Raw genomic sequence first — 26697 nt, forward strand, 5'->3', positions numbered from 1 at the left:
GTGCGACGAAAACGACGCGGCCCACCCGATTGGGTGGGCCGCGTCGCTTTTGTACGGTTACTCGCCAGGTGTCGACTTGGCGATCTGCATCAGGAACTCGATGTTGGTCCGGGTCTGCTTGAGCCGGTCCATCAACAGGTCCAGTGCCGCGCCGGACTCCAGCGAGCTGAGCACCTTGCGGAGCTTGTGGATGATCGCCAGCTCCTCCTTGCCCAGAAGGATCTCTTCCTTACGGGTACTGGAGGCGGAGACGTCCACGGCCGGGAAGACACGCTTGTCGGCGATCTTGCGGTCCAGCTTGAGCTCGGCGTTGCCCGTGCCCTTGAACTCCTCGAAGATCACCGTGTCCATCATCGACCCGGTCTCGACCAGCGCGGTCGCGAGGATGGTGAGCGAGCCACCGTTCTCGATGTTGCGCGCCGCGCCGAGGAACCGCTTCGGCGGGTAGAGAGCGGTCGAATCGATACCACCCGACATGATGCGGCCGGAGGCCGGAGCGGCCAGGTTGTAGGACCGGCCGAGCCGGGTCACCGAGTCGAGCAGCACGACCACGTCGTGGCCAAGCTCGACCAGCCGCTTGGCCCGCTCGATGGCGAGCTCGGCGACCGTGGTGTGGTCCTGCGGCGGGCGGTCGAACGTGGCCGCGATGACCTCGCCCTTGACCGTGCGCTGCATGTCGGTGACCTCTTCGGGCCGCTCGTCCACGAGCACGACCATCAGGTGGCACTCGGGGTTGTTGCGGGTGATCGCGTTGGCCAGAGCCTGCAGCACCATCGTCTTACCGGCCTTCGGCGGCGAGACGATGAGGGCACGCTGGCCCTTGCCGATCGGCATCACCAGGTCGATGATGCGGGTCGTCAGGATGTGCGGCTCGGTCTCCAGGCGCAGGCGCTCCTGCGGGTAGAGCGGCGTGAGCTTGTAGAACTCGGGACGCCGGCGGGCCTCGTCGGGCTCCATCCCGTTGATGGTGTCCAGCCGGACCAGCGGGTTGTACTTGTCCCGCCGCTGGTCGCCGGTGCCGCTCTCGCGCGGGGTCGACCGCACCGCACCGGTGACCGCGTCGCCGCGCCGCAGGCCGTACTTCTTGACCTGTGACATCGAGACGTAGACGTCGTTGGCGCCGGAGAGGTAGCCGGTGGTGCGGACGAACGCGTAGTTGTCCAGCACGTCCAGGATGCCGGCGACCGGGACGAGCACCTCGTCCTCGGACACGTGCGGCTCCCGGCCGCCCGAGGGCCGGTTGTCCTCACGCGGGTTCTCGTCACGGTCACGGCCGCGACGACGGTCCCGGAAGCGGCTGCGGCGGCTGCGGCGGCCACCCTCGCCGTCGCTGTCGTCGTCGTCGTGACCCTGGTCGGTGCGCTGACCACGGTCGTTGCCGCGGTCGTCACGCTGCTGACCGTCACGCGGACCGCTGTCACGCGGGCCGCTGTCACGCGGGCCGCTGTCACGCTGGCCGTCACGTGAACCGCCGTCACGCGGGCCGCCGTCACGCTGGCCGTCACGTGAACCGCCGTCACGCTGGCCGCCGTCACGCTGGCCGTCACGCGGACCGCCGTCACGCTGACCGTCGCGCTGGTTGCGCTGCCGGTCACGGTTGCGCTCGCCACGCTCGGGCCGGTCGCCCCGCTCGGGACGCTCGGCGGTCTCGGCGGCGGGCGCCGGCGCCTCGGCCGCGACGGCCGGAGCGGCGTCCGACGGAGCGGTGTCACGCGGGGCGGTCTCGCGGGGAGCGGTCTCCCGCGGAGCCGACTCACGAGGAGCCGTCTCGCGGGCCGCCGAATCCCGGGAGCCACGCTCGCGGCGGCTCCGGGACGGGCGCTCAGCCGGAGCGGTCTCGGCCGGAGCTGCTGCGGTCTGGGGCGCCTCGGCCGGAGCGGCCTGAACCGGAGCGGCCTGAACCGGGGCTGCCTGGACCGGGGCTGCCTGGACCGGGGCCGACTGGGCCGGAGCGGCCTGGACGGGAGCGGCGACGGCCTCGGAACCGTTGGTGCGCGGGCGCGGGGCCGGCTCGGCGGCAGCGGCGGGGGTGCCGCCACTCTGACGCTCGGTGATCGCGGCGATCAGCTCGCCCTTGCGCATCCGGGCGGTGCCGGAGATGCCGAGGGAGGCGGCGAGGCTCTGCAACTCGGGCAGCAGCATCGCGGACAGCCCGGTGCCGCCCCGGCGGCGCTTCGTAGCGGTCGCGGTGGTGCCGGCGCCGTCAGCGACGTCAGAAACACCCGACGTCACGTCGGTGGTGTCGCTCAATGGATTCCTTCCGTCGGAAAAAGCCCGAGATCACCCGGAAACTCGGCTTTGGGCCGGGTGCCCTCGGAACCCGCTTCGCAACAGCGGCGCGGGAGTTTGTGCAGCACGGCTGCTCGACCGGTATCCCTCCCGTCAGGGCTTGACGGGTAGGTCTCGGGCGAGTGCAGCAATCAATCGACTGCTGCTCGGCGTATGCCTTGAGAGAGTTGAGAAAGGGCGTTGGCCCAGAAATCTCGGGTGCGCCGAACCGCAGAGATCGCTTGCTTCGCGGCATGTCTATGAAACCGTGCCAGGTCCATGAGCGTAGTCAACTCGTGCGACCTGCGGCAACAGGACCCCGCTAGGCGTGTTCCACCATACCCCCTTTCACACAAGCACCGGCGTCATCCACGCCCAGCACTTCGCCGCGCCAGTGCGCACCGGGCGCGAAATCGCCCGGGACCTCGGTCAACGCGAGCACGGTCGGCCCGGCGCCACTGACCACGGCGGCCACCCCGGCCGACCGGAGCGCCGCCACCAGAGCGGCCGTGCCCGGCATGCCGGAAGCGCGGTAACCCTGGTGCAGCCGGTCCTCGGTGGCCGGGAACAGCAGCGACGGATCAACTGTGAGCGCGTGTGTGAGCAGCGCGGCCCGCCCGGCGTTGAACGCCGCGTCGGGATGCGGCACCTCGGACGGCAGCGCCGCACGCGCCGAGGCGGTGTACCCAAGTTCCGCGGGAACGAAAACCATGGGGCGTACGCCCGCGGCGGGCGCGAGTTTGACCGCACGTGCCCCGCCCGGCTCGGTCCACGCGATCGTAAATCCGCCGAGCAGGCAGGGAGCGACGTTGTCCGGGTGGCCCTCCAGCCGGGCCGCGATGCGCAGCGCGGCCGCGTCATCGATCAGCTTCTGTCCGTCCTTGATCAGTCCACGGGCCAGTTGGACGCCACCCACGATGGCCGCGGACGAACTGCCCATGCCACGCGCCTGCGGGATCCGGTTCACGCACTCCAGGGCCACGCCCGGCGGCCTCTCCCCCGCCTCGTCGAACGTCGCCAGCATCGCGCGGATGACCAGGTGACGGGCGTCGGTGGGCAGCTCACCGGCGCCCTCACCGTGCAGGGTCACCGTGAACCCGCCGCCGGTCACGCGGGCGGTCAGGTCGTCGTAGAGCGTCAGCGCGAGGCCCAGGGCGTCGAAGCCCGGTCCGAGGTTGGCGCTGGTCGCCGGCGTGCTGACGGAGACCGGTTCGGTGCCGAAGGTCAAGCCCATCGCCACATGCTAGGGCTTGATCATTGGCGGGGAGGCTCCCCGGTCCCGGCAGTCCCGAATGTCGGCTCGGCCGGGGACGGCCGCAGACGCCGGGTGGCGATCCGCCAGCCGATCGCATAGGTGAGCGTGATCGACGCACAGCCCGCGATGATCCACTTCTGTTCGACGTGCGCGATGGCCGCGCCCGCGAGGAGCTGACTGATCGCGATGGCGAGCGTCGCCAGCATCATGTCGGTGGCGAAGACCCGGCCACGCAGCGCGTCCGGCACCTCGCCCTGGAGCGCGAAATTGGAGAGCACCCAGTTGCTGCCGCCGGCGAAGTGCGCGACGAAGACCAGGGTCAGCACCAGCGGGAACCACGGCGCGAAGGCGACACCGAGATAGCCGACGCCGTACAGGCCCATGGAGATCGCCAGACCCGGCAGCAGCCAGGACGGGCGGTTCAGCACCGGGCGCATCACCAGCGGGCCGACCAGCGCACCCGCCCCGCGCAGCGCGAAGAGCAGGCCGGTGCCCAGCGCACCCACTCCGTGCGCCGCCGCGATCAGCGGAAACACCGCCAGCACCCCGTTGCCGAGGCCGACCGCGGACTTCACCGTGACCAGCGCCCGGATGCGCGGGCGGCCGGCGATGTAGCGCAGCGACTCCAGCAGCGCGGGCAGAGCACGGGCCGGCTCGGCGCCGCCGCTGCGCGGCGCCTGCATCGGGCGCCGGATCAACGCGGTCAGCAGGCTTCCGGTGAGCAGGCAGACCGCGGTCACAGCGAAGCAGATGTACGGGTTGAAGACGCTGCTCACCACGCCACCGAGCGACGCGCCCACCACCGTCATGGTGCCCCAGGCGGAGCCGGCGACGGTGTTCGCCGCCGCCAGGTCGCGGGCGTCCACGAGGTTCGGCAGCGCCGCCGACGCCGCCGGCGAGTAGAAGGCCTTCGACACCGCGATCGCCCCGACCGCCACCAGCGCCAGCGGGGCGGTGGCCTCGGACCGGACCGCGAAGAGCAGCAGCACCGAGACGAAGGCGGCGACGTTGGAGCAGATCAGGATCTTCCGGCGGTCCATCCGGTCGGCGACCGTGCCGGTCCAGGGCAGCAGCAGCGCCAGGATGCCGGTGTCCACGGCCAGCACCAGCGCGCCCAGGGTGCCGTCGCCGGTGAGCTCGGGAAGCAGCACGAGCAGCGGCACCATGACGAACCAGTCGGCGCCGAAGACCACCAGCTCGGCCCCGAAGAGGCGACGGAAGTCACGGTTGCGGGTAAGGACCGAGAACGAGGCTGGCACGTACCGACCCTATATAGACGTGGCCCGGCCCCTCGCGGGACCGGGCCTGACTATGTGACGCTGACTACTCGGCCGGGTTCACCGGCCCGCGCGGAGCCTTGAGCACCTCGAACCGGTCGGTGATGCCGCGCGGCGCGGACCGGCCACCGGCCTAGGACCGGGCCTCGTGCGCGCCGCCGCTGGAGTCCGGCGCCGCCCCGGCCGGAACCAGGTCGTCGGCCGGCTCGTCGGCGGCGTGCTTCGGGGCGCCCGGGCCCTGGCGCTTGCGGAGCCGCTTCGCCTGGCGCTTGGCCCGGCTCTTCTCCTTGCGGTTCTCCACCATGGTGTAGAGCGTCGGCACCAGCACCAGGGTCAGCAGCGTCGAGCTGACCAGGCCACCGATCACCACGATGGCGAGCGGCTGCGAGATGAAGCCGCCCTCGCCGGTGAGGCCGAGCGCCATCGGGATCAGCGCGAAGATGGTCGCGATGGCGGTCATCAGGATCGGGCGCAGCCGGTGCCGGCCGCCCTCGATCACGGCCTCCTTCACGCCGTACCCCTCGGCCCGGTAGTGGTTGATCAGGTCCATCAGCACAATCGCGTTGGTGACCACGATGCCGACCAGCATCAGCACACCGATCAACGCCGGTACGCCGAGCGGAGTGCCGGTGATCAGCAGCAGGCCGATCGCGCCGGTCGCCGCGAACGGGATCGACACCAGCAGGATCACCGGCTGCAGCAGGCTGCGGAAGGTGGCGACCATGATGATGAAGACGATCGCGATCGCGGCCAGCACGGCCAGGCCGAGCTGCTCGAACGCCTCCGCCTGGTCGGCGCTGACACCGCCGACCGTGGTCTCGGCGCCGGGCGGCTTCTGGAGGGCGTCCAGCCTCTCGGCGAGGTCCTTGTTGACCGCGGTGAGGTCGGAGCCGGTGACCGTGCCGGTGACGGTGGCGGTGCGGTTGCCGTCGACCCGGGTGACGGTCTCCGGGCCGCCGACCTCCTTGACGTCGGCCACCTGGTCCAGCGGGACCACGCCACGGGCGGTGGTCAGCGGCAGGGCGCGAAGCGCGGCCGGGTCGGCGGGAGCCGTCCCGAACGAGATCACCACGTCCTGGGCGGTGCCGTCGATGCTGACCTCACCGGCCGGGGCGCTGCGGAACATGCCGGCCACGGTCTGAGCGATCTGCGCCTCGGTCAGCCCGGCGGTCGCGGCTGCCTTGCGGTCCACCACCACGTCGAACCGCGGGACGCTGGCCTTCAGGCTGGTGTCCACGTCGGTGACACCGGCGATGCCGGCCATCGCGGCCCGCACCTGCTCGGTGGCCGCGGCGAGCGCGACGTTGTCGGCCGCGGACACCTGGACGGAGAGCTGGCTGCTGCCCAGGCCGGAGCCCTCCTGGCCGATCTTGATCTCACCCTTGTCGGTGAGCTGGGCGAACTGCTCGCGCAGCTCGTCGGAGAGCTTCTCGCCGTCGACGTCCTCGCCGAGCGCCACGTTGAAGGTGGCGTTGCCGGCGCCGCCGCCCCCGGCGAACGGGTTGGCCGCGTTGCCGCCGACGGTGACCTGATAGGTGGTGATCTCGGCGCGGGCGGCGAGCACCGCCTCGACCTTCTTCGCCGCCGCGTCGGTGGCCGCCAGGCTGGTGCCCGCCGGCAGCTCCTGCGTGATCGTCAGGCTGTCCTGGCCGGACTCGTCGAGGAAGTTCGTCTCCAGGTTCCGGCCGAGGCCGACAGTGCCGCCCAGGACCAGCAGGCCGATCAGGACCGTGGTCCAGCGCTTGGTGGTGGCGAAGTTGATCACCGGCAGGTAGGCGCGCTGGAGCGGGCTGCGCAGTTCCTTCGCCTCCGCGGCCTTGCGGAACTCCGCGGTGTCGGCGCCGGCGGCCGGCGGCTTGAGGAACCAGTACGCCAGCACCGGCACGATGGTCAGCGCCACCAGGAGCGAGGCCAGCAGCGCCACCGTCACGGTGATCGCGAAGGACGCGAAGATCTGGCCGACCAGACCGCCGACCAAGGCGATCGGGGCGAAGACGGCGACCGTGGTGAGCGTGGAGGCGACGACCGCGCCGGACACCTCCCGGACCGCGCCGAGGATGGCGTGCACCTTCTCCTCGCCGTACTCGAGGTGGCGCTTGATGTTCTCCAGCACCACGATCGAGTCGTCCACCACCCGGCCGACCGCGATCGTCAGCGCGCCGAGGGTGAGCAGGTTGAGCGTGTAGTCACCGATCCACAGGGCGATCAGCGCGACCAGCACCGACAGCGGGATGGACACCGCGGTGACCAGGGTCGACCGCACGCTGAGCAGGAAGACCAGGATGACCACGACGGCCATCAGGAGACCGAGCAGGCCTTCGGTGGTCAGGCTCTCGATGGACCGCTCCACGTACGGCGCCTGGTCGGTGATGACCTTCAGCGTGGCGCCGGAGTCCTTCTGGAGCTGATCGAGCATGTCCCGGACCTCGTGCGAGATCGAGACCGGGTTGCCGTCCGGGCGGGCCGTCACCGCGATGCCGAGGCTGTCGATCCCGTCGGTCCGCGTGTAGGACTCGGCGGCCGGCAGCTTGCTCTCCACCGCCGCGATGTCACCGAGCCGGACCGGCCCGCGCGCGCCGGTGAGATAGGCGTCCTTGAGCTGGCCGACCGTGGTGATCGGGGTGCCGACCTGCACGGTGAGCGACTTGTCGCCCTGCACGACCGCCCCGGCCGGGATGGAGACGCCGTTGGCCTGGAGCACCGTGGTGAGCGAGGTGGGGGCGACCCCGGCCGCGCCCATCTTCGCCAGGTCGGGGGTGATCACGACCTGCTTGGCCCGGGCCCCGGTGATCTGGGTGTCACGGACGCCCTCGATCGAGTTCAGTTCCGGTACGACGGTCTGGTTGAGCTTGTTGAGCAGGTCGGCCTCGTCGGAGCCACCGGAGGCGGCGAGCACGATGGCCGGGATGTCGTCGGTGCCGCCGGCGAAGACCGTCGGGTCGACGTTCTCCGGGAGCTGCGCCTGGATCCGGTTCACCGAGGTGGTGACCTGGTTGACGGCGGACTCGATGTCGGTGCCGAACTCGAACATCACCACGACGCTCGAGACGTTCTCCCGCGACGTCGACGTCACCGTGTCGATGCCGTCGATGCCCTTGACCGCGTCCTCGATCGGCTTGGTCACCTGTGCCTCGACCGCTTCCGGCGAGGCTCCTGGCAGCACCGCGCTGACGAACGCGGCGGGCAGCTCGATCGAGGGGAAGAGCTGCTGCTTGAGTGACGGGATCGCATAGATTCCGAAGCCGCTGATCACCAGGGCGATCAGGGCGACGAGACCTCGGTTGGCAAGGCTGAGCCGTGTCAGAGCTGACATGGGCGCTCCCCCGAGAATGGTTCGGTCGATATTGATAGTTTGCATGACACGAACAAATGATTTTCGGCCGGGCCCCCTAGGGACCTGCTCACGACGGTGGAGACGTGGCGCTTCCCGCGGGTAAGACGCGGCTCGACGTAGGTCGTGGACGAGGCCCACTGGTAGCGTCCGTCACCAGGTGGAGACAAACAGGCCACCGGCATGTCACCAGAGGAGTGGGCGCTGAGCCAGAAAGAGAAGCTCATCGCGGACATCATGGGCGCGCAGATCCGGCTGGAGCATCTGTTCGCCGACGACCGGTCGCACCCGCTCTTCTCGTCGCACCTGACGATGTCGCAGCTCAAGATCCTGCTGCTGCTGTCCCGGCGCGGCACCCTCGCCGGCGGCGAGCTGGCCCGGTCGCTCGGGGTCGGCGCCGCCGCGCTCAGCGGCATGGTCGACCGCCTCGTCGTGCAGGACCTGGTCACGCGCACAGAGGACCTGAGCGATCGGCGGGTACGCCGGATCGGGCTCACCAGGGCAGGGACCGAAGTCATCGAGGGCATCATCACGGCGGGCGTGGCCAAACAGCGCGAACTCCTCAGCAGGCTCTCAGCCGAGGAGCTCGCGATCGTGTCCAAAGCCATGGACATCCTGGTCCGCGAGGCGGGATGCCAGAAAACGGACGAGGCCGCAGCCAGTCTCTCAGACCATGCCGCGGCCGATCCGCAAACCGGTGAACCAGAGGACTAAGCCAGGTCGAGGGCCTTCGCCGCGATCAGCGCGTCGTTCGCGATGACGGTCGGCGACGGAGCCGTGGAGATGGCCCACTCCGGGTCCTTCAGGCCGTGCCCGGTCACCGTGCAGACCACCCGGGAACCGGCCGGGATCTTCCCGGCCGCCGACTGCTGCAGCAGACCCGCCACGCTGGCCGCGCTGCCCAGCTCGACGAAGACACCCACTTCACGGGCCAGCAGGCGGTACGCGTTCAGGATGTCCCGGTCGGTGACCGCCGAGATCAGGCCACCCGACGCGTCCCGGGCGTCCAGGGCCTTGGTCCAGCTCGCCGGGTTGCCGATCCGGATCGCGGTGGCGATCGTCGACGGCTGCTCGACGACCTTGCCGTTCACGATCGGGGCGGCGCCGGAGGCCTGGAAGCCGTACATCTTCGGCAGCTTCGTGGCATTGCCGGCCTCGTAGTCCTCCTGGTAGCCCATCCAGTAGGCGGAGATGTTGCCGGCGTTGCCGACCGGCAGGCAGTGGATGTCGGGCGCGTCGCCGAGCGCCTCGACGATCTCGAAGGACGCCGTCTTCTGCCCGTGCAGGCGGAAGATGTTCACCGAGTTGACCAGCGCCACCGGGTAGTCCTGGGAGAGCTTCGAGGCGAGCGCCAGGCAGTCGTCGAAGTTGCCGTCCACCTGAAGCAGGCGGGCGCCGTGCACCAGCGCCTGCGCGAGCTTGCCGAGCGCGATCTTGCCCTGCGGCACGAGCACCGCGCAGGTGATGCCGGCGCGGGCCGCGTACGCCGCGGCGGAAGCGCTGGTGTTGCCGGTGGACGCGCAGATGATCGCCTTCGCGCCCTCCTCGACGGCCTTGGAGACGGCCATCGTCATACCCCGGTCCTTGAAGGAACCGGTCGGGTTGGCGCCCTCCACCTTCAGGTAGACGTCCGCGCCGACCCGCGCCGACAGCACCGGCGCCGGCACCAGCGGGGTGTTCCCCTCGTGCAACGAGACCACCGGAGTGGCGTCGGTGACCGGCAGCCGGTCCCGGTACGCCTCGATCAAGCCCCGCCACATGGCCGTACTCCTCACTCACGCTGGGAAGTCGGGCACAGCGTGCCCGATCCATCCGGCCCGTGGGACCGGGTGCCCACTATTCAGGACGCTGCTGGTTCTTCCGGGCGATGGCAGACGGCCTCGACGTTGTTGCCGTCCGGATCGCGCACGAATGCGCCGTAGTAATGCTCGTGGTACTCCGGGTGCAGGCGCGGCGCGTGCAGCACCTCGGCCCCGGCCGCCACCGCCGCCTCGTGGAAGGCGTCCACGGCGGCCCGGTCGGCGGCGACGAAGGCGATGTGGGCCTCGACGAACCCCTCGCCCTCGGTCAGCTCACCGATCCAGAAGTCCGGGTGGTCGGTCCCGTAGCCGATCGCGACCTTGTGGTCGAGCATCCGGCGCCCGCCCAGCGGCGCCAGCACCGCGTCGTAGAACGCGGCGCTCGCCGCCAGATCGGCACACTGGAATCCCACGTGGTCGAGCATCAGCCGGCTCCTCCCTCGACACGCAGCACGCTCGCGATCGACCGGACGATGTCCAGCCGCGACAGCGCCTCGACGGTAGCGGCCAGGGCCGCGTCCGGCGCGCTGTGGGTGACGATGACCAGCTTCGCGTCGTCCTCGCGGCCGGACTGGCGGACCGTCGCGATGGAGACCTCGTGCTGGGCGAAGACCCCGGCGACGGTGGCCAGGACGCCCGGCTTCTCCGCCACGTCGAGGCTGATGTGGTAGCGGGTCATCGACTCGCCGATCGGGCGCACCGGCAGCTGGGCGTAGTTGCTCTCGCTCGGCGCGCGGGTGCCGGACAGCTTGTTGCGGGCCGCCGCGACGATGTCGCCGAGCACCGCGCTGGCCGTCGGCCGGCCGCCGGCGCCCCGGCCGTAGAACATCAGCGGGCCGGCCGCCTCGGTCTCCACGAACACCGCGTTGAACGCGTCGCCCACGCTCGCCAGCGGGTGAGTGAGCGGGATCATCGCCGGGTGCACGCGCACCGAGACGGAATCCTCACCACGCTGCGCGATGCAGAGCAGCTTGATGGTGCAGCCCATCTCCCTGGCGCTGGCCATGTCGCCGGCGGTCACCCCGGTCATGCCCTCGCGGAACACGTCGGCGGCGGTGACCCGGGTGTGGAAGGCCAGGGACGCGAGGATGGCGGCCTTCGCGGCGGCGTCGAAGCCCTCGACGTCGGCGGTGGGGTCGGCTTCCGCGTACCCCAGCTCGGTGGCCTCTTCCAGAGCCTCGTTGAAGCCCGCGCCGGTGGACGCCATGGAGGAGAGGATGAAGTTGGTGGTGCCGTTCACGATGCCGGTGACCGCGGTCACGCGGTCGCCGTGCAGCGACTCGCGCAGCGGGCGCAGCAGCGGGATCGCGCCGGCCACCGACGCCTCGTAATAGAGGTCCGCGCCGCCCTCGGCTGCGGCGTCGTGCAGCGCGCCGCCGTCCTCGGCGAGCAGCGCCTTGTTCGCCGTGACCACGCTCTTGCCCGCCCGCAGCGCCTCGAGCAGCCACGTCCGGGCCGGCTCGATGCCACCGACGACCTCGATCACCACGTCCACGTCGTCGCGCTTGATCAGGCCCAGCGCGTCGGTGGTGAACAGTGACGCGTCGACCGGGAGGTCACCGCGCTCGCGGCCGGCCCGCCGCACCGCGATGCCGACGATGTCGAGCGGGGCGCCGATCCGGGCGGTCAGGTCCTCGTGCTGCTCGTGCAGGAGACGGACCACTTCAGAACCGACGATGCCGCAGCCCAGCAGGGCGAGGCGGACCGGCGGCCGGTCAGCCGACGGCTGTTTGGCCGGCACAGCGGCAGAGGGCACAGCGGCGGGGCTCATCCAACATCCAATGCAAGCAGGTCGTCCTCGGTCTCCCGCCGCACGATGACGCGGGCGGCGCCGTCGCGCACCGCCACCACAGGCGGCCGAGGAACGTGGTTGTAGTTGCTGGCCATGCTCCGGCAATAGGCACCGGTGCCGGGGACCGCGACAAGATCTCCGGGCTGCACGTCGGCGGGCAGGAATTCATCCTTCACGACAATGTCCCCGGACTCACAATGTTTTCCCACCACTCGGGCGAGCATCGGCTCCGCGACGCTCTGCCGGTTCGCCAGCGTGGCCGAGTACGAGGCGTCGTACAACGCGGTCCGGATGTTGTCGCTCATCCCGCCGTCGACGCTCACATAGGTCCGGATGCCGTCGACGTCCTTGACCGTGCCGACCTCGTAGAGGGTGAGCACCGCCGGGCCGACGATCGCCCGGCCCGGCTCGATCGACAGGTGCGGCTTGCGCAGCGACGCCATCTCGCACTCCGACTCGACGATCTTGTTGATCCGCTTGGCCAGATCACCCGGCGTCGACGGGTCGTCCTGCGTCGTGTACGCGATACCGAACCCACCGCCCAGGTCGAGTTCCGGAAGCTCCACCCCGCGGGCGTCCCGGATCTGCGCCTGCAGTTCCAGGATCCGCCGGGCGGCCACCTCGAACCCGCTGGTGTCGAAGATCTGCGAGCCGATGTGCGAGTGCAGGCCACGCAGGTCGAGCACGCCCTCGTCGATGATCTGCGCGGCCGCCGTGAACGCCGCCCCACCGGCCAGCGAGAACCCGAACTTCTGGTCCTCGTGGGCGGTCGCGATGAACTCGTGGGTGTGCGCCTCGACACCGACCGTGACCCGGACCAGCACTCCGGGCCGCTTGTTCAGCTCGGTGGCCAGCGCCGTCAGGCGGGCGATCTCGTGGAACGAGTCGACGATGATCCGGCCCACCCCGGCGTCCAGCGCCCGGCGCAGCTCGTTCTCCGACTTGTTGTTGCCGTGGAAACCCATCCGCTCGGGCGGGAAGCCGGCCGCCAGCGCGACCGCCAGCTCGCCGCCGGAGCAGACGTCGAGGAAGAGCCCCTCCTCCTCGACGATGCGGACCACGGCCTTGCAGAGGAACGACTTGCCGGCGTAGTAGACGTCGGCCCCGGCGAAGGCCGCCGCGAAGTCCCGGCAGCGGGCCCGCAGGTCGTCCTCGTCGAGCAGGTAGGCGGGGGTGCCGTAGTCCGCCGCCAGATCGGCGACGCTCACGCCGCCGATCTCCAGGGCCCCGGCGCCACCGCGGGTCACGGTCCGCGGCCACAGTTGCGGCACGAGGGCGTTCACGTCCTCGGGGGTACGCAACCAGGCCGGCCCGCGACTACCGAGGTCGCCGTGCAGTGCCCCGGCCTCGTGTGCGCGCATGCCTTACATCCTCTCCGGAGCGGAGACCCCGAGGAGGGCCAAACCGTTCGCGATCACCGTACGAGTGGCGTCGTTGAGCCAGAGCAGCGCCACGTGCCGGTCGTTGATCTCCTCGTCGCCCATCGGGGTGATCCGGCACTCCGGGTCGGCGTAGAACCGGTGATAGTCGCCGGCCACCTTCTCCAGGTAGCGGGCGACGTGGTGCGGCTCCCGCAGCTCGGCCGAGCGGACGATCACGTCCGGGTACTCGTTCAGGCTCTTCAGGAGGGCGTTCACCTTCTCGTGGCTGAGCAGCTCCGGCTTGAAGGCGTCCGCGTCGCCCCGGGTCAGACCGAGATCGGCGGCGTTGCGGGCCACGTTCGCCGTCCGGGCGGCCACGTACTGCACGTAGTAGACCGGATTGTCGTTACCGGCCTTGGTCCACAACTCGATGTCGATGTCGATCGGCGAGTCCGACGAGTAACGGGCCAGGGCGTACCGCGCGGCGTCGACGCCGAGCGCCTCGACGAAGTCCTCCAGGGTCACCACGGTCCCGGCCCGCTTGCTCATCCGCAGCGGCTCGCCGTCCCGGACCAGGTTGACCAGCTGACCGATCAGGATCTCCAGGTTCTTCGACGGGTCGTCGCCGAAACACGCCGCCATCGCCTTCATCCGGCCGATGTAGCCGTGGTGGTCGGCGCCGAGCATGATGACGACCCGATCGAAGCCACGCTTGCGCTTGTCCAGGTAGTAGGCGCAGTCGGCGGCGAAGTACGTCCAGTCGCCGTCGGACTTGCGCAGCACCCGGTCCTTGTCGTCACCGAAGTCGGTGGTGCGCAGCCAGGTCGCCCCGTCCAGCTCGAAGACGTGGCCCTGCTCCCGCAGCCGGTCCAGGGCCTCCTGCAGCTTGCCGCCCTCGTGCAGGTCCTTCTCGTTGAAGTAGGTGTCGAACCGCACGCCGAACTCGGTCAGCGACTTCTTGATCTCGGCGAACATCAGCTCGACGCCGATCCGCCGGAACGTCTCCTGCGCCGCCGCGTCGTCCTGCGACAGCACCCCGGGCTCGGCCTTGACCACGTCGGCCGCGATCTCGGCGATGTAGGCGCCGCCGTAGCCGTCCTCCGGGGCGGGCTCGCCCTTCGCCGCGGCCAGCAGCGACCGGGCGAACCGGTCGATCTGCGAACCCGCGTCGTTGAAGTAGTACTCGGTGCCGACCTGCGCGCCCGCGGTGCGCAGCAGCCGGGACAGGGCGTCACCGACGGCCGCCCACCGGACCCCGCCGATGTGCACCGGGCCGGTCGGGTTGGCCGAGACGAACTCCAGGTTGACGTGTTCCCCGGCGAGCCGGTCGGTCCGGCCGTACGCTTCCCCGGCGAGCACGATGTCGCGGGCCAGCGCGCCGGCGGCGGCCGCGTCCAGCCGGATGTTCAGGAAGCCCGGACCGGCGATCTCCACCGACTTGATGCCGTCCCGGCGGCCGAGTTCCTCGGCGAGGGCCGCGGCCAGCTCCCGCGGGACGACGCCGGCCTTCTTGCCCAGCTGCAGAGCAAGGTTCGAGGCGTAGTCGCCGTGCTCGGGGTTGCGCGGCCGCTCCACCGTCGCCGTGGCGGGCAACAGCGCGACGTCGAGTCCGCGCGTCTCGAAAACGGCACGAGCGGCTGAGAGAACGGTGTCAGCAAGGTTGGCGGGAGTCACTCAACCATGCTATCGGGGGTAGACTTCGGCGTTCGGCGGCCACCCGAGCCCCGCCCCTTCCCCTTATTGAAGAATCGACGAGGCACGATGAGCATGAGCACGCCGGGGCCCGAACGGGTCCCGTCCACCGTCAAGGTCGACAAGACCACCGGTCAGGGTAAGCCTCCTGCGGGCAAGTCCGGCTCCAACCGGCCAAGTGGGCCTCGTCCCACCGGCAAGGGCGGCAAGGGCAAGGGCCGCAAGACGGTCACCCCGGTCAAGGTGAACGGCGGCCGCAACTGGGGCCCGATCGCGGTCGTCGGCGTCGTGGTGCTCATCGCGGTCGGCATCATCGGCTGGGGCGTGTTCGCCTCCGTCCAGTCGGACAAGAAGAACGCGATCCCGTGGGCCGACCGGGCCGCCGCCATCGCCGGCGTCGTCAACTACCGCGAGTCGAACCCCGACCTGGTCAAGGGCAGCCAGCACAAGGCCGGACCGCTCAAGTACGACCAGTCGCCCCCGGTCGCCGGTGAGCACAACGCGCGCTGGCAGAACTGCAACGGCATCGTCTATCCCGCACCGATCGCCAACGAGCACGCCGTGCACAGCCTCGAACACGGCGCCGTCTGGATCACCTACAAGCAGGGCCTCCCCGCCGACCAGGTCGCCACCCTGGCCTCCAAGGTCGAAGGCCTGGAGAAGATGCTGATGAGCCCGGTGGCCGACCTCAGCAACAACGTCTCCCTGCAGGCCTGGGGCTACCAGCTCAAGGTCGACACGGTCGACGACCCGCGGATCGACGAGTTCATCAAGTCGCTGCGGATCAACGCCTCCATCGAGGGCCCGACCGCGCTCTGCGACAGCGGCATCTCGGCCACCGGCACGACCCCGCAGGCCTGACCTTGACGAACGACGGCCCGGCACCGACCGGCGACGAGGACGGCCCCGCCCCGGCGCCCCGGCGAATCAGCTACTGGATTCCGGTCGCCCTGGTGGTGGGGCTCATCCTGGGCGCCGTCATCGGTTTCGTGGTGCCGCGCGGCGCGAGCCTGCCGGCCGACGATTCCCCGGAAGCCGGCTTCGCCCGGGACATGACCACCCACCACACGCAGGCGGTCGAGATGGGCCTGGTCGCGTTCGTCCGGGCGCAGAACCCGGACGTCCGCTCCATGGCCGTCGACATCGCACTCAACCAGCAGGGCCAGATCGGCATGATGCAGGCCTGGCTGCGCGAGTGGAAACTGCAGCCGACCAGGTCCGAGCCCCCGATGGCATGGATGCCCGGCGGTGAGCAGAGCGTCGTCAACGGCCTGATGCCCGGCATGGCCACCCAGGCGGAACTGAAACAGCTGAACGAGGCCACCGGCCTCGACGAGGACCGCCTCTTCCTCAAGCTGATGATTCAGCACCACCTGGGCGGCGTCCACATGGCCCAGGAAGTCCTGAAACTGAGCGACGATCAGGAGGTCGTGGAGGCCGCGCAGCTGACCATCAACAGCCAGCAGCGCGAGCTCACCGACATGAAATCGCTCCAGCAACAGATCGAAGCAGCCGCCTGAACTGCGCGAACGGGATCGGGCCCCCCGCGGGACGCCCGGGGCCCGGAACCCCTTAAGGCCGCAACGCCCGCGAAGACCCATACCGGTTGGCCGGGGCCGCGCGAGTGCTGCTAGGCTCATCCTCACTGAGCCCCCGTAGCTCAGGGGATAGAGCGTCGCCCTCCGGAGGCGAAAGCGCAGGTTCGAATCCTGCCGGGGGCACATTTGCACCACTTTCGGGTTAATCTCGAATCGAGTGATCCGCTATCAGTCTAGTTGAGCTGCGAGTACGCACCTCAAACGCTAGAGCCGCAGACGCATCATCAGCGAGCCGGTCGGCGCTGCCGGCTACTGGCAGACTTCACTCCCGTCACCCACTGGGGTTACCGTCATTTCGCATCGGCGCTGTCCGTGCTCAGGTGCAGTATGGGTAAGTCACGCAACGTGGGGTTCGACTACGAGATCACTTTCGTGGACGGCGAACGCGGGCGATGGCTCGCAGTAGTCCCAGCCAGCGGCGATTCTAGTACGGCAGCCACCGTTCGTGAGGCGACCTCGGATCCCGCAGGAACGAGGACGGCCACCGCATGATCGTCTGTGCGTTGTGGACACAACATCCGACCCTGCGGTGGCCGAGAGCCGCAGCGTAGAGCCCGCCCAGTGGCGACGAACCATCGACCTGGTGACCGGGGCGTTCGCGGGTCGGTTCGCCCGGGGCGAACCCCGCCGGGCGGTCGCGGGCTTCGTCACCGGCCTGCTCGCCGACCTGGAGATCAAGACGTGCTGGCAGCTGGCTGAGCAGGCCGGGCATGGTCGCCCGGATCCGATGCAAAGGTTGCTGTACCGGGCGAAGTGGGACGCCGACGCGGTGCGTGACGATGTGCGCAAGGCCGTCGTCGACCGGCTCGGTGATCCGGACGGGGTCCTGGTCGTCGACGAGACCGGCGATCTGAAGAAGGGTGTGCACACCGTCGGTGTCCAGCGCCAGTACACCGGAACCGCGGGACGCATCGAGAACGCCCAGGTCGGTGTGTTCCTGGCCTACGCGAGCAGACACGGCCACACCCTGATCGATCGGCGGGTCTACCTACCGAAGTCCTGGACCGGCGACCCCCAGCGGTGCGAACAGGCCGGCGTGCCGGACGACATCGCGTTTGCCACCCGATCCGAGCTGGCCGATGACATGATCAACGCCGCTGTGAAGGCCCTGGTCCCGGCTCGATGGGTCGCCGCGGACGAGGCCTACGGCAACAACACCAGCCTGCGGGCCGAGCTGCGGGAACTCCGCCTGGGTTACGTCCTGGCCGTCTCCTGTGATCATCTCGTGCCGGTCGACGGCGGTAAGACCCGCTGCCGCGCCGACCGGCTGGTGGAGAACCTGCCGGCCACCGCGTGGACCCGCCGCAGTGCCGGCGACGGGTCGGAGAGTCCCCGGTTCTACGACTGGGCCTGGCTGGCCGATGTCGGCGCCGACGGTGACCCCGACGACGACGGTCGGCACAGTTTGCTGATCCGCCGCAACAACACCACCGGTGAGCTGGCTTTCTACCGCTGCTGGACACCCGGCTCGGCTACCCTCGCTCAGCTCGTGCGGGTGGCGGGAGTTCGCTGGATCGTGGAAGAAAGCTTCCAAGCCGGAAAGGGCCAGGTCGGCCTCGTCCAGCACCAAGTCCGCCGCTGGACGTCCTGGCACCGGTTCACCACCCTCGCCATCGCGGCCCTCGCCGTTCTCGCGATCTGCGCCGCCGACGCCCGAACAGCAGACCGCCACGCTCAGCCCGACATGATCGAGCTGACCGTCAACGAGATCCGTCGCCTGATCAACGTCCTGCTGATCCGGCCGACCCGGAGCATCGCCTACCGTCTGAGATGTCAAACTGGCGACGCCGACACCAGGCACGAGCCAGACGAGCCCATTACGCCCGCCGCCTCACCCTCGAACTTCAACCATGATCACGAATGGCGGCTGCCGTACTAGAAGACTTGAATCGCTCTACCGCCCCGTGAAACCGTCAGCGGAGGGACACCCACCGCGTGGCGACACCTTTGACACGGAGTCGGACCACCATTGAAGACTCGACCTGTCCTGCGCAGTCATATCGAGCACCAGCGGAATCGGGATCGATTACCTCAACCGCGCCGGTCCACTAACGTCGCCTGTAGTCGTTGAGCGAACGCCGGCACGCCGGCTTTGGACAACGAGTCAGCCAGATCGGCCGGAGTCATCGACGGGCGACGCTTCTCGCCAGCCATCCGGACAACAGTATCGAGAATCTCGCCTGGCCAGACGTCGAGCAGGCCGCACAGGTAGTCGTCCGGCGTGCAGACCCGGACTCCGTGAGATGCCAGCGCCGCGGCGGGAAAGTCAGCGAGATTCCACGTCACGATCGCAATCGCGCGACCGGCAACGGCAGCGGCCATGTGCACTCGATCGTCGGGGTCCTTGCCTGGCATCCGCTCGATCAGAGGGGAATAGGCGGACTCGGGCACCTCGCTGTCGGCGAAGTGCTCGCGGATCGCGGAGGTGATCGCTGCGGCCGAGGCGGCGGACCTGCGTTGCTCCCGCACGATGACCCGCTCCCATTCGGCGAGCAGAGCCTGGGTCCACATCACGTCATGCACGCCGTCCTCGGTCAGGGCCAGCATGAGATCCATGACCGAGAACGGGAACAGCACATTGGTGTCGACGAAGACCCTAGCCATCGAAATCGCGGCCGCGCTCAGTAGGGAAGATCGGCGGCCTGAACCGCGTCGGCAATACGTCGGCGGCCCGCCCGTCGGCGTTCCCTGCGCGCTTGGAACTCCAACACGTCCACCAAGCGCACCACGCGATGCTTGCTGTCAGGAAGGTGCTCCGACGGGATCTCGCCGGCGTCCAACAACCTGACCACGAACGGACGAGACAATCCGAGCAACTCGCCCACCTCAGCCGGAGTCAGACAAACCTCCGTGGCGAGCACTGTGACGCCATGGCCTTGTGACAACTGGCCTGCGGATGCGACCAGCACGGTCACCAAGGACTCGGGCAGCGCGATCTCCTCCCCGGTGGGCAGCCGGAGGACCGCCTGCGAAAGGTTCGCCCCCGCGCGGCTGATCTCGGCCGCGCGATCACGATCGTCGGAGGTCGGCTCAACGCGGGTCGCCTCTCCTAGAACGCTTGAACGCGCCACCGAAGCCTCCTCACACCGACGATATCCGAAACAACTGTAACCCGCGACGGCACTGATGCCTATGCCCAACCTGCCGTACCTGGCGCGGACAGCGCCGCGCGCTAGGAGTCGCATCGTTTGAACACGTTTGCCACCACGCCGGAACAGCGGCCGATCGCACCGCCGCACGCCTCTCACCGATTGCCCTTCTAGCTCACATGGGCAGGTCAGCCGCTATGGCTAGCCGGCCATGTAGGAGAGCAGGCCTGGGATGAATCCTGCAGGGCACAAGCTCCGAGCGACCCATGTCCGCAGGAAGGCGCGGAGCTTGGTCGCTCGTTTTGCTTTCTGGAGTCGAAGCCCAGACCACACGTAACCACCTCTGAGGCGGCTCTGCTGCCCGACCTCGTTCCCCACCTACGGTCGACCCTGTCAAGGACGGCCGACCCAGTCTTCAGGCGCCGTCGACACAGACTCAGCTTTCGTCCGAGCAAAGTTGCGCCAGCGCCCATTTCAAAGCATTCGATACATCGGCCTCCGAGGCGTCCGTGACACGTGCTATCTCTTCGATCGGGAACTGATCGAAGTAGAAGAGGTACAATACTTCTTGCTCTTCTCGGGAAAGTCGACGAAATCTTCTGACGAGCACGTCATCGTTGTCATCCCACTCGCGAGACGCGACGCTCAAGTCGACGACATCCTGCATCAGCAGGTCAAGGTGTTCGGTGAACAGCGCATCACTTGCGATCAGCGCCTGCGCGACTTCGCGGACGACCTCCACCGAGACATCAAGATGCTGAGCGATTTCAAATTCGGTGGGACTTCGCCCGAATTCCTGGAGAAGAAATTCATCTGTTTCCCTGACCGCGAAGCCATAATCACGCAACGCGGCGTTCACGCCAGTCTGCATCCGCGACCAGATAATCCTACGAGCGAGGCCCCGGATTCGCGCCTTTAAATAACCAGGTAAGTATCCGCGTCGCGGATCATGGTCGCGGACGGCGAGGACTAGACCTAGACCCCAGATTTCTTCGGCCAAATCCGGCCGACGATATCGCCCGGAGACTGCCCGGGCTATTTTCTGTGCCATCGGTACACATTCCTCGATAATCGAATTATCCATCGCCCTTCTCACCAAGTCCCCTTTGGGTAGATGCTGGAACTTGAGGAACTTCTCGCGAAGCTCTATCGCCCGTTCATCCGGCCGCAACTGAGGGAATGCAGCAATGACGGCTTTAATCGAATAGTCGGGTCGCAGGAATGTGGCGCACAAACTTTCTTAGCACAGCATCATCCGGTAGGACACCGCGCTCCAGATCCCGAACGCAGTCGATCGTCAGGCCTGACTTGATCGCAAACTGATTCCCGGGAAGTCTCGCCAGCACACGGACGGTGATTACATAATCGGCGAAGGTCCGGTGACGTTCAGGATCTTTGGTGGCCCTCCACGGGTGCCCCAACCTCGGAGCAACTTGATCGACCGTAAATCCCGCATTAGGCGCCGCGTCGACAAGGTCGAGAATAAATCCCATTGTCGGAACGCGCTTTCCGGCGCGATAGCGCGAGACGGTGACCGCGGCATGACCAGTAAGCGCAGACAACTGAGCTGGCCGCATATTCAACACCTGCAAAACGGTATCGATAAAGTATTTCCCGGCTTGCCGTCTTGATAATTTAGGAGGAATTACGCCGCCCTGAGGAGCACTCTTCATGACCCGTCAATGTATTTTCCTCGGGAAGAGCTCAACGGACACGGCGTCCGATTGGCAACTCGAAGACATCTCGCCGCAGCTGAAAGTAGGCAATTCGCTACACTTTCTCTCCTATGAGTAAATTTGGCGCAAAGACTCGGTCAACAGGTCGTGCCTTGGGCAATTTGCACCGGACGTCAGCTCCCACAGCTGGCTAAAGTTGCCCCTGGTCGGCTAGTCCGGCCTGCAACCTATGGGCGAACGCCGGCGCGCCAGCCTTGGCAAGTGAGTTAGCAAGGTCGACCAGAGTCATCGGCGGCCGGCGCTTTCGCCTGACGAACGAACAAAGGTAGTCGTCCGGCGTGCAAACACGAACTCCGTGAGATGCCGACGTTTAGGCGGAAAAATCAGCAAGATTCCAGTTCACGATCGCAGCCACGTGTGCGGCAACGGCGGCGATCATGTAAACCCGATCATCGGGATCCTTGGCGGGCATCCGGGCGATCGGATCGGCATGGGCGTCCTCAGGCACCTCGCTCTCCGCGAAGTATGCGCGGATGGCGGCCGTGATGGCCGCAGCAGAGGCAGCGGATCGACGCTCGGCCGTACGATGACCCGTTCCCACCCGCTACAGCGCCTGCGTCCACAACACCTCGCGCACGCCGTCCTCGGTCAAGGCCAGCATGAGATCCATGACCGAGAACGGGAACAATACGTTGATGTCTACGAAAATTCTCGTCGTTGAGAATGCCTCCGGGTCAGTAGGGAGGTCTGCGGCTTGGACCGCGTCGGCGATGCGGCGGCGGCCCACCCGCTGGCGTTCCCTTCGCGCCTGGAACTCCAACACCGCCGCCCACAGATTGCCCGTCTTAGCCTATATTGGCACGTCAGCCGCTATGGCTATTCGCCTATGCGGGGGAGCCGGTTTGGGATGAATCCTGCCGGGGGCCCAATGTGAGTGGGCACCTGTGTTCGCTGATAAACGCGAACTGGTGCCCACCGTGATTTTCTTTCCTGAAGCCCAAGCCTCAAACTCCGCGCCGCGCCCCCAGGACCCCGCACTGCCGGTGGTCGCGGTGGGCGGCTTGGTCCGGCCTCTTTCTCTTTGGCTGACACGCCTTCGCCTCGTCTTGTAAGCCGTCAGTCGGCTTTCTGGCCGAGCGCCTCGGGGGCTCGGGCGGGTATGACGCAGTCTCTGAGAGGCGGCGTCCCACGCCTAGCCGGAGCCATCCATGCGGAGGAATGTTGCTTTAGTTACGGTCCAGGTGCGTAGGATTTCTTCCGTGGCAGTCAAGTGGGACGACGCTCGTCGCGGGCTTCCCGTCACGTTCATTTATTCCGAAGCACGCCTGGGCGGGCTGTCCGATCGTCAGCTGTATCAACTCAGGGATGACGACGTCATCGAGGTCATCGATCGCGGGCTTTTTGCCGTACCGATGTGGATGCTCTTGCCGATGTCGATCGTCTGAGTGTCGCCCGACGGGCGTCCTCGGCAACGCTGTGCCTCACTACCGCCCCCGCCCGGCACGGGTTGACCGACGAGATTCCGTCAATGATCGACGTGGCGCTCCCACGAGGCACGTACCGTCCCGTTGCCGGCCGGGCATATCTGGATCTACAGAATCTGGCACGCCGGACCAAACGTCCGACCGACGAACCGCATCAGCTCTACGCGCTGGAGGGCTTCCTAGCGCGGTTGGCCGAGTCCAAGCATGCCGATTGACTCGTACTCAAAGGTGGGGTTCTGCTTGCGGTTCTTGATGTGTGACGCCCCGCCCGCGATGTCAACTTCCAGGGGGGGGCAGCACGGAGGCGGCCTTCTTCGGCGGCGGGGGTGGGGTCTTGGGCGTTTGCGGTCAGGCGCCGTTTCCGTGGTCGCCGCGGATGATTCGGGCCAGGTAGGACTCGCTGGTCATGCCGTCCACCTGGTATCGCAGCTTGTGCACGAACGCACCCTCCATGATGGTCTGGAGCATCTCGGGCTCGTACGGCCGCAGCATGACCGACTGCAGAGCGTGCGGCGGTGTCGCGTTGAGCCGCAACCCGGCGTCCCACTCGGCGCGGAAACGGTCGTCCAGCCGGTGCAGCATCTCGAAGACGTGATGGTGCAGCAGCGGATCGACGATCTCGCCGCGCTTCTCCCACCACAGGAACGACGCGGCCCGCCACAGGTGCATGACGTAGCTGTCCGGACGGCTGGCCAGGAACCAGTTCACCAGGTACGGCCCGGTGTAGTTGAAGGCGAAGACGCCCCCCTTGGCCAGCGCCCGGTCGATGTGCGGCCGCAGCGGCTCGGAGACGAAGCAGGTCGCGTCCACCCAGATGCCGCCGAACTTCTCCAGCAGCAGCATGCGCAGCAGGTCGGAGAAGTGGAAGTGGTCGTCCGCGAGCGCGTCCGCCAGGTCCTCCGGCACGTCGACGTAGCCGCCCAGGTTGTCCAGCGACAGCTCGTGCACCCGGGAGCCGGGGTTGTTCGCCTTGAGCGCTGCCAGGCAGGCCTTGACCACCGGCGGGGCGGCCTCGAAACCCTGCGCCCAGTAGACGAAGATCGGCTGGTCGAAGGTGCTCCGGACCGGCCGGGCCAGCCGCTGCTCGGCCTGGGTGCGGATCTGGGTGAGGTGTTCGGCGAGGAAGATCCCGATCTCACGGCGGGCGCCGAAGGACGTGACGTCGGAGTCGAGCAGGGCCGGGCCGTCGAACGGCAGTTTGGTGTCGTGCACCAGCGCGGCGGCCGAGGCCCGGCGGCTGTCGTCGCGGCGCTTGAGCTTGTCGTAGGCGAGCGCCAGCGCGTAACCCCGCTCGAAGGCCTCCGGACGTTTCGCCACCGCGCCGCGCAGCAGCTGCTCCGCTGTCGCCCACTTCCGCTCGGCGAGCGCGAGCCGGCCCAGCTCGTACGCCGCCTCCCCGTCCGGGTCGCCGGCCTTGGCCACCCGCCGCAGCTCGGAGACCGCGCTCTCCCGGTCGCCGGCGGCGAGCGCGAGCCGGGCGGCGGCCATCGGATCGTCGACGGCCAGCGACCGCAGGAAGGCGGCCTCCTCCGGCGTCTCCGGGTGGAAGGCGGCCGGTGCGGGGCGCAGCGTGCGGCGTGACGGTGACGCGTTCGGCTCACCGGTCCACTGGTGGACGTAGGAGGCGTCGTCGGGGGTGGAGCCGTCGAAGTGGCCGACCGGCGCGGCGGTCTCGGTGAGCGTGTAGTCGTACCAGATCACCGCGCCGTGCCCGGCGGTCATGCCGGAGCACAGCCGCACACAGGCGTCGCGGGCGTCGGGCGGGATCGTGAACGTCACGCTGATCCGGTGGTGCCCGAACTCGTTGCGGGCCGGCATCGACCGGGCCGCTAGCCCGGGGGCCGGTTCGCCGGTGGTCCAGCCGGGCGCCAGGCGCAGCGCCGACGGGTGCAGCGGACCGCCCAGCGGCTCGGTCAGGAAGACCGAGACGGACGCCGTGTAGGTGCCGCCGGCACGCAGGCCGAGGCGGATCCCGCCGGGCGCGATCCACGTGTCGTTGTCGCCGCTCAGGGCGGTCACCCGCAGTCCGGTGACGCCGGGCCGGCCGGGCACCTCGGTGGGTTCGGCGGACACGGCCGGGGGCACGTCCACACCACCGGACTCCGCGGGCCGGTCGATCGCGCCCCGGAATCCCGGGTCCGGCACCAGGTTGACCACGGACGGCACGACCGGCGCCGGCCTGGGCTCCGGCTGCGGGGTGCGGCGGAGCGCGGCCCGGAACCGGGTCGGCCAGGAGTCAGTGGGCGCGGTCGCCGTCATCGAGGTCCCTTCGCAGCGTGCCGCCGCAGTTTAGTCGGACATCGGGCGCACCTCGGTAGCGAGCGGACGGACCGGGCTCTACAGCGGCAGAACCACCGCGGAGGGACGGCCGCCCACGCAGGTCACGGTCATCCGGTATTGCGTCAGGTCTCCGGCGAACACCACCGCCGTGGTCAGGGCCGGGCCCGGATCGGCCCGCTTCACGGCGAAGCCGGGCCGCGGCTCCCAGGCCAGCAGTTCGGCGCCGGCGGTCACGCACCGCGCCAGCACCGACCCACCCGGCGATTCCAGCCACGTGCCGGTCGCCGGCGCCGAAGCGGACGGGGCGGCGGCCGACCCGCTCGGTCGCGGAACGGCCTGTGACGGCGGCGGGGAGTCCTGGGCGTCCGGTCGGCTGGGCCACAGGACGGGGGCGCCTCCGCTGGTCGCGGGGGTGCGCTCGGGGCGGGTGGTCGACTCGGCCGGGGGCGTGGCGCCCGGTCCGCCGGCGACGCTCCGGGCCGCCTCCGGCGCGGAGGCGGGCGGCGCGGCCACCCCGGGCACACTCGGCTGGTCACCGTTTCCGCCGGCGAGGAAGAACGGCGCGGCGGCGAGCAGGGTCGCGGCGACGGCTGCGGCGGCCGGCAGCCGAGCTTTTCTCCACCGATGTCGTACGGGCGCCGCCCGCACCACCACCGCACCGGACCGTCCCGCGGCGCCCCCTGCCGTTCCGCGCGGCCGTGGTGTGAGCGCGGTCCGCTCCGGGCCAGGACCCACCAGGACCGTCGCGTCGCCGGGGCCGTCCCGCTCCTGTTCGCCGGAGCGGGACGCGGTCGCCCGTACCAGATAGGGCTTGGTGATGTTGGCGGCCTCGGCCGCGTCGCCGAGCAGGCCCGCCACCTCCGCCGCGTCCGGCCGCCCGGCCGGGTCCTTGGCGAGGCAGCGGCCGACCAGGTCGATGATCTCGGCCGGCACGCCGGGGAGGCCGGGCAGCGGCAGCGGTTCCAGATAGACGTGCGCCTTGAGCATCTGAGTGGTGGTCTCCACGCTCCACGGCGCGGTCCCGGCGAGCAGGCGATAGAGCAGCACACCGAGCGCGTAGACGTCGGAGGCGGGCTCGATGGCGCCGCCGAGGAGACGCTCCGGGGCGAGGTATGCGGGGGTGCCGAGCAGCGCGTCCTCGGGCGAGGCGGGTCCGGCGACGGCGGCGATGCCGAAGTCCACCACCTTGGCGCCGGCCGGCGTGACCATGATGTTGGCGAGTTTGATGTCGCGGTGCACGAGCCCGTCCTCGTGCGCGACGGCCAGCGCGGTGGCCACTTCACCACAGATCCGGAATACCGTTCTCGGCGGAATGCGGCCGCGGGAGACCCGCTGCTGCAGTGTCGGCCCGTTGATCAGTTCCATGACCACGTAGGGAACCGGGCTCCCATTCTCCTGGGATTCCCCGAAATCGTAGATCTGTGCGATGTTCGGATGCGAAAGGGTCGCCGCCGCCCGCGCCTCGTGCAGAATCCGGGCCCGGAACCGGCGGTCTCCCGCGTAGCGCCCAGCCAGCACCTTCACCGCCACCGGGCGGTCCAGCACCTCGTCCATGGCAAGCCAGACGACCGCCATGCCACCGCGGCCGAGTTCGTTCTCCAGCCGGTACCGCCCGCCGAGTTTCCGCTCCGCCTCCACCCGACGCAGTCTGCCTAAATGCCGGGCGATTCGCACATCCGAGTGGCACCGGAATTACCTTCACTTTTCATGTTCGAATGCCGATTCCGGATAGGCGGCGTGGTCCGGAGCCCGGTTCGGCCCGCGCCGGCACGCTTTCCGGCGGCCGGGGGTTCGC

General features: G+C 68.9%; 20 protein-coding genes, 1 tRNA gene and 2 pseudogenes. 6 read left to right on the plus strand and 17 right to left on the minus strand.

Annotation, left to right across the window (positions count from 1 at the left end):
• Positions 1-57 precede the first annotated feature (57 nt).
• The 4 genes and pseudogenes from rho to QLQ12_RS04285 form a co-directional block, all read right to left on the minus strand.
• Positions 58-2250, minus strand: a complete 2193-nt coding sequence (gene rho / locus QLQ12_RS04270; protein WP_282757191.1) for a transcription termination factor Rho — start codon at positions 2248-2250, stop codon at positions 58-60.
• Between the two features lie 340 nt (positions 2251-2590).
• Positions 2591-3502 (minus strand): homoserine kinase, encoded by a 912-nt coding sequence (thrB, locus tag QLQ12_RS04275; protein ID WP_282757193.1) that lies wholly within the window; start codon positions 3500-3502, stop codon positions 2591-2593.
• 20 nt (positions 3503-3522) lie between these two features.
• Complete coding sequence (locus QLQ12_RS04280; protein WP_282757195.1) at positions 3523-4782, minus strand: MFS transporter; 1260 nt, start codon at positions 4780-4782, stop codon at positions 3523-3525.
• A 64-nt stretch (positions 4783-4846) separates the two neighbouring features.
• Positions 4847-8113, minus strand: a pseudogene (locus tag QLQ12_RS04285) (efflux RND transporter permease subunit).
• Positions 8114-8314: 201 nt separating this feature from the next.
• Between QLQ12_RS04285 and QLQ12_RS04290 the strand changes: the two are divergent.
• Positions 8315-8845, plus strand: coding sequence for a MarR family winged helix-turn-helix transcriptional regulator (locus QLQ12_RS04290; protein WP_282757196.1), 531 nt, complete (start codon positions 8315-8317; stop codon positions 8843-8845).
• Here the strand turns inward: QLQ12_RS04290 and thrC are convergent.
• The 5 genes from thrC to argS form a co-directional block, all read right to left on the minus strand.
• A complete protein-coding gene (gene thrC, locus QLQ12_RS04295; protein WP_282757197.1) occupies positions 8842-9891 on the minus strand; it encodes a threonine synthase in 1050 nt (349 codons plus the stop codon). The two genes, QLQ12_RS04290 and thrC, sit on opposite strands and share 4 nt — an antisense overlap.
• A gap of 80 nt (positions 9892-9971) precedes the next feature.
• Complete coding sequence (locus tag QLQ12_RS04300; protein ID WP_282757199.1) at positions 9972-10355, minus strand: VOC family protein; 384 nt, start codon at positions 10353-10355, stop codon at positions 9972-9974.
• The gene (locus QLQ12_RS04305) at positions 10355-11701 is read right to left on the minus strand and encodes a homoserine dehydrogenase (RefSeq protein ID WP_282757200.1); all 1347 of its coding nucleotides are present in this window, start codon (positions 11699-11701) and stop codon (positions 10355-10357) included. The genes QLQ12_RS04300 and QLQ12_RS04305 overlap by 1 nt, the downstream gene beginning before the upstream one ends.
• Positions 11698-13083: a diaminopimelate decarboxylase gene (gene lysA / locus QLQ12_RS04310; protein WP_282757201.1), complete on the minus strand. Its 1386-nt coding sequence runs from the start codon at positions 13081-13083 to the stop codon at positions 11698-11700. Before lysA ends, QLQ12_RS04305 begins: the two co-directional genes overlap by 4 nt.
• Before the next feature lie 3 nt (positions 13084-13086).
• Positions 13087-14757, minus strand: coding sequence for an arginine--tRNA ligase (gene argS / locus QLQ12_RS04315; protein WP_282757202.1), 1671 nt, complete (start codon positions 14755-14757; stop codon positions 13087-13089).
• An 87-nt stretch (positions 14758-14844) separates the two neighbouring features.
• Here argS and QLQ12_RS04320 point away from each other — a divergent pair, with 87 nt between their 5' ends.
• The 4 genes and pseudogenes from QLQ12_RS04320 to QLQ12_RS04335 all read left to right on the plus strand — a co-directional run bounded on the left by QLQ12_RS04320 (position 14845) and on the right by QLQ12_RS04335 (position 18227).
• Entirely contained in the window at positions 14845-15636 is a 792-nt protein-coding gene (locus QLQ12_RS04320; protein WP_282757204.1) for a DUF3105 domain-containing protein, read from the plus strand.
• Complete coding sequence (locus QLQ12_RS04325; protein ID WP_407651408.1) at positions 15633-16295, plus strand: DUF305 domain-containing protein; 663 nt, start codon at positions 15633-15635, stop codon at positions 16293-16295. Before QLQ12_RS04320 ends, QLQ12_RS04325 begins: the two co-directional genes overlap by 4 nt.
• A gap of 129 nt (positions 16296-16424) precedes the next feature.
• Positions 16425-16496 (plus strand) — tRNA-Arg (locus QLQ12_RS04330).
• A gap of 451 nt (positions 16497-16947) precedes the next feature.
• Positions 16948-18227: pseudogene (locus QLQ12_RS04335) on the plus strand (IS701 family transposase).
• Between the two features lie 177 nt (positions 18228-18404).
• Here QLQ12_RS04335 and QLQ12_RS04340 read toward each other — a convergent pair.
• The 6 genes from QLQ12_RS04340 to QLQ12_RS04365 all read right to left on the minus strand — a co-directional run bounded on the left by QLQ12_RS04340 (position 18405) and on the right by QLQ12_RS04365 (position 21961).
• Complete coding sequence (locus tag QLQ12_RS04340) at positions 18405-18977, minus strand: PIN domain-containing protein (RefSeq protein ID WP_282757207.1); 573 nt, start codon at positions 18975-18977, stop codon at positions 18405-18407.
• Between the two features lie 17 nt (positions 18978-18994).
• Complete coding sequence (locus QLQ12_RS04345; RefSeq protein ID WP_282757209.1) at positions 18995-19444, minus strand: helix-turn-helix domain-containing protein; 450 nt, start codon at positions 19442-19444, stop codon at positions 18995-18997.
• Between the two features lie 454 nt (positions 19445-19898).
• Complete coding sequence (locus QLQ12_RS04350; protein WP_282757211.1) at positions 19899-20696, minus strand: sigma-70 family RNA polymerase sigma factor; 798 nt, start codon at positions 20694-20696, stop codon at positions 19899-19901.
• Positions 20659-21135, minus strand: coding sequence for a hypothetical protein (locus tag QLQ12_RS04355; protein ID WP_282757213.1), 477 nt, complete (start codon positions 21133-21135; stop codon positions 20659-20661). Before QLQ12_RS04355 ends, QLQ12_RS04350 begins: the two co-directional genes overlap by 38 nt.
• A 373-nt stretch (positions 21136-21508) precedes the next feature.
• Positions 21509-21646: a hypothetical protein gene (locus QLQ12_RS04360; RefSeq protein ID WP_282757214.1), complete on the minus strand. Its 138-nt coding sequence runs from the start codon at positions 21644-21646 to the stop codon at positions 21509-21511.
• A 96-nt stretch (positions 21647-21742) separates the two neighbouring features.
• Complete coding sequence (locus QLQ12_RS04365) at positions 21743-21961, minus strand: hypothetical protein (RefSeq protein ID WP_282757216.1); 219 nt, start codon at positions 21959-21961, stop codon at positions 21743-21745.
• A gap of 436 nt (positions 21962-22397) precedes the next feature.
• Here QLQ12_RS04365 and QLQ12_RS04370 point away from each other — a divergent pair, with 436 nt between their 5' ends.
• Positions 22398-22583, plus strand: a complete 186-nt coding sequence (locus QLQ12_RS04370; protein ID WP_282757218.1) for a hypothetical protein — start codon at positions 22398-22400, stop codon at positions 22581-22583.
• Between the two features lie 387 nt (positions 22584-22970).
• Here the strand turns inward: QLQ12_RS04370 and QLQ12_RS04375 are convergent, their stop codons facing one another.
• Together QLQ12_RS04375 and QLQ12_RS04380 are read right to left on the minus strand one after the other, a co-directional pair.
• On the minus strand, positions 22971-24881 hold the full coding sequence (locus QLQ12_RS04375; RefSeq protein WP_282757220.1) for a capsular polysaccharide synthesis protein: 1911 nt from the start codon (positions 24879-24881) through the stop codon (positions 22971-22973).
• A gap of 78 nt (positions 24882-24959) precedes the next feature.
• Positions 24960-26540: a serine/threonine-protein kinase gene (locus QLQ12_RS04380; RefSeq protein WP_282757222.1), complete on the minus strand. Its 1581-nt coding sequence runs from the start codon at positions 26538-26540 to the stop codon at positions 24960-24962.
• Between the last annotated feature and the right edge of the window lie 157 nt (positions 26541-26697).

Origin of the sequence: Actinoplanes sandaracinus, assembly GCF_030009775.1 — a bacterium.
GTDB lineage: Bacteria > Actinomycetota > Actinomycetes > Mycobacteriales > Micromonosporaceae > Actinoplanes > Actinoplanes sandaracinus.

Coding starts and splice junctions, on each gene's coding strand:
- thrB (WP_282757193.1), bottom strand. CDS start 3,502: ATGGGCTTGACCTTCGGCACCGAACCGGTCTCCGTCAGCACGCCGGCG.
- QLQ12_RS04290 (WP_282757196.1), top strand. CDS start 8,315: ATGTCACCAGAGGAGTGGGCGCTGAGCCAGAAAGAGAAGCTCATCGCG.
- thrC (WP_282757197.1), bottom strand. CDS start 9,891: ATGTGGCGGGGCTTGATCGAGGCGTACCGGGACCGGCTGCCGGTCACC.
- QLQ12_RS04300 (WP_282757199.1), bottom strand. CDS start 10,355: ATGCTCGACCACGTGGGATTCCAGTGTGCCGATCTGGCGGCGAGCGCC.
- QLQ12_RS04305 (WP_282757200.1), bottom strand. CDS start 11,701: ATGAGCCCCGCCGCTGTGCCCTCTGCCGCTGTGCCGGCCAAACAGCCG.
- lysA (WP_282757201.1), bottom strand. CDS start 13,083: ATGCGCGCACACGAGGCCGGGGCACTGCACGGCGACCTCGGTAGTCGC.
- QLQ12_RS04320 (WP_282757204.1), top strand. CDS start 14,845: ATGAGCATGAGCACGCCGGGGCCCGAACGGGTCCCGTCCACCGTCAAG.
- QLQ12_RS04340 (WP_282757207.1), bottom strand. CDS start 18,977: ATGGCTAGGGTCTTCGTCGACACCAATGTGCTGTTCCCGTTCTCGGTC.
- QLQ12_RS04355 (WP_282757213.1), bottom strand. CDS start 21,135: ATGAAGAGTGCTCCTCAGGGCGGCGTAATTCCTCCTAAATTATCAAGA.
- QLQ12_RS04375 (WP_282757220.1), bottom strand. CDS start 24,881: ATGACGGCGACCGCGCCCACTGACTCCTGGCCGACCCGGTTCCGGGCC.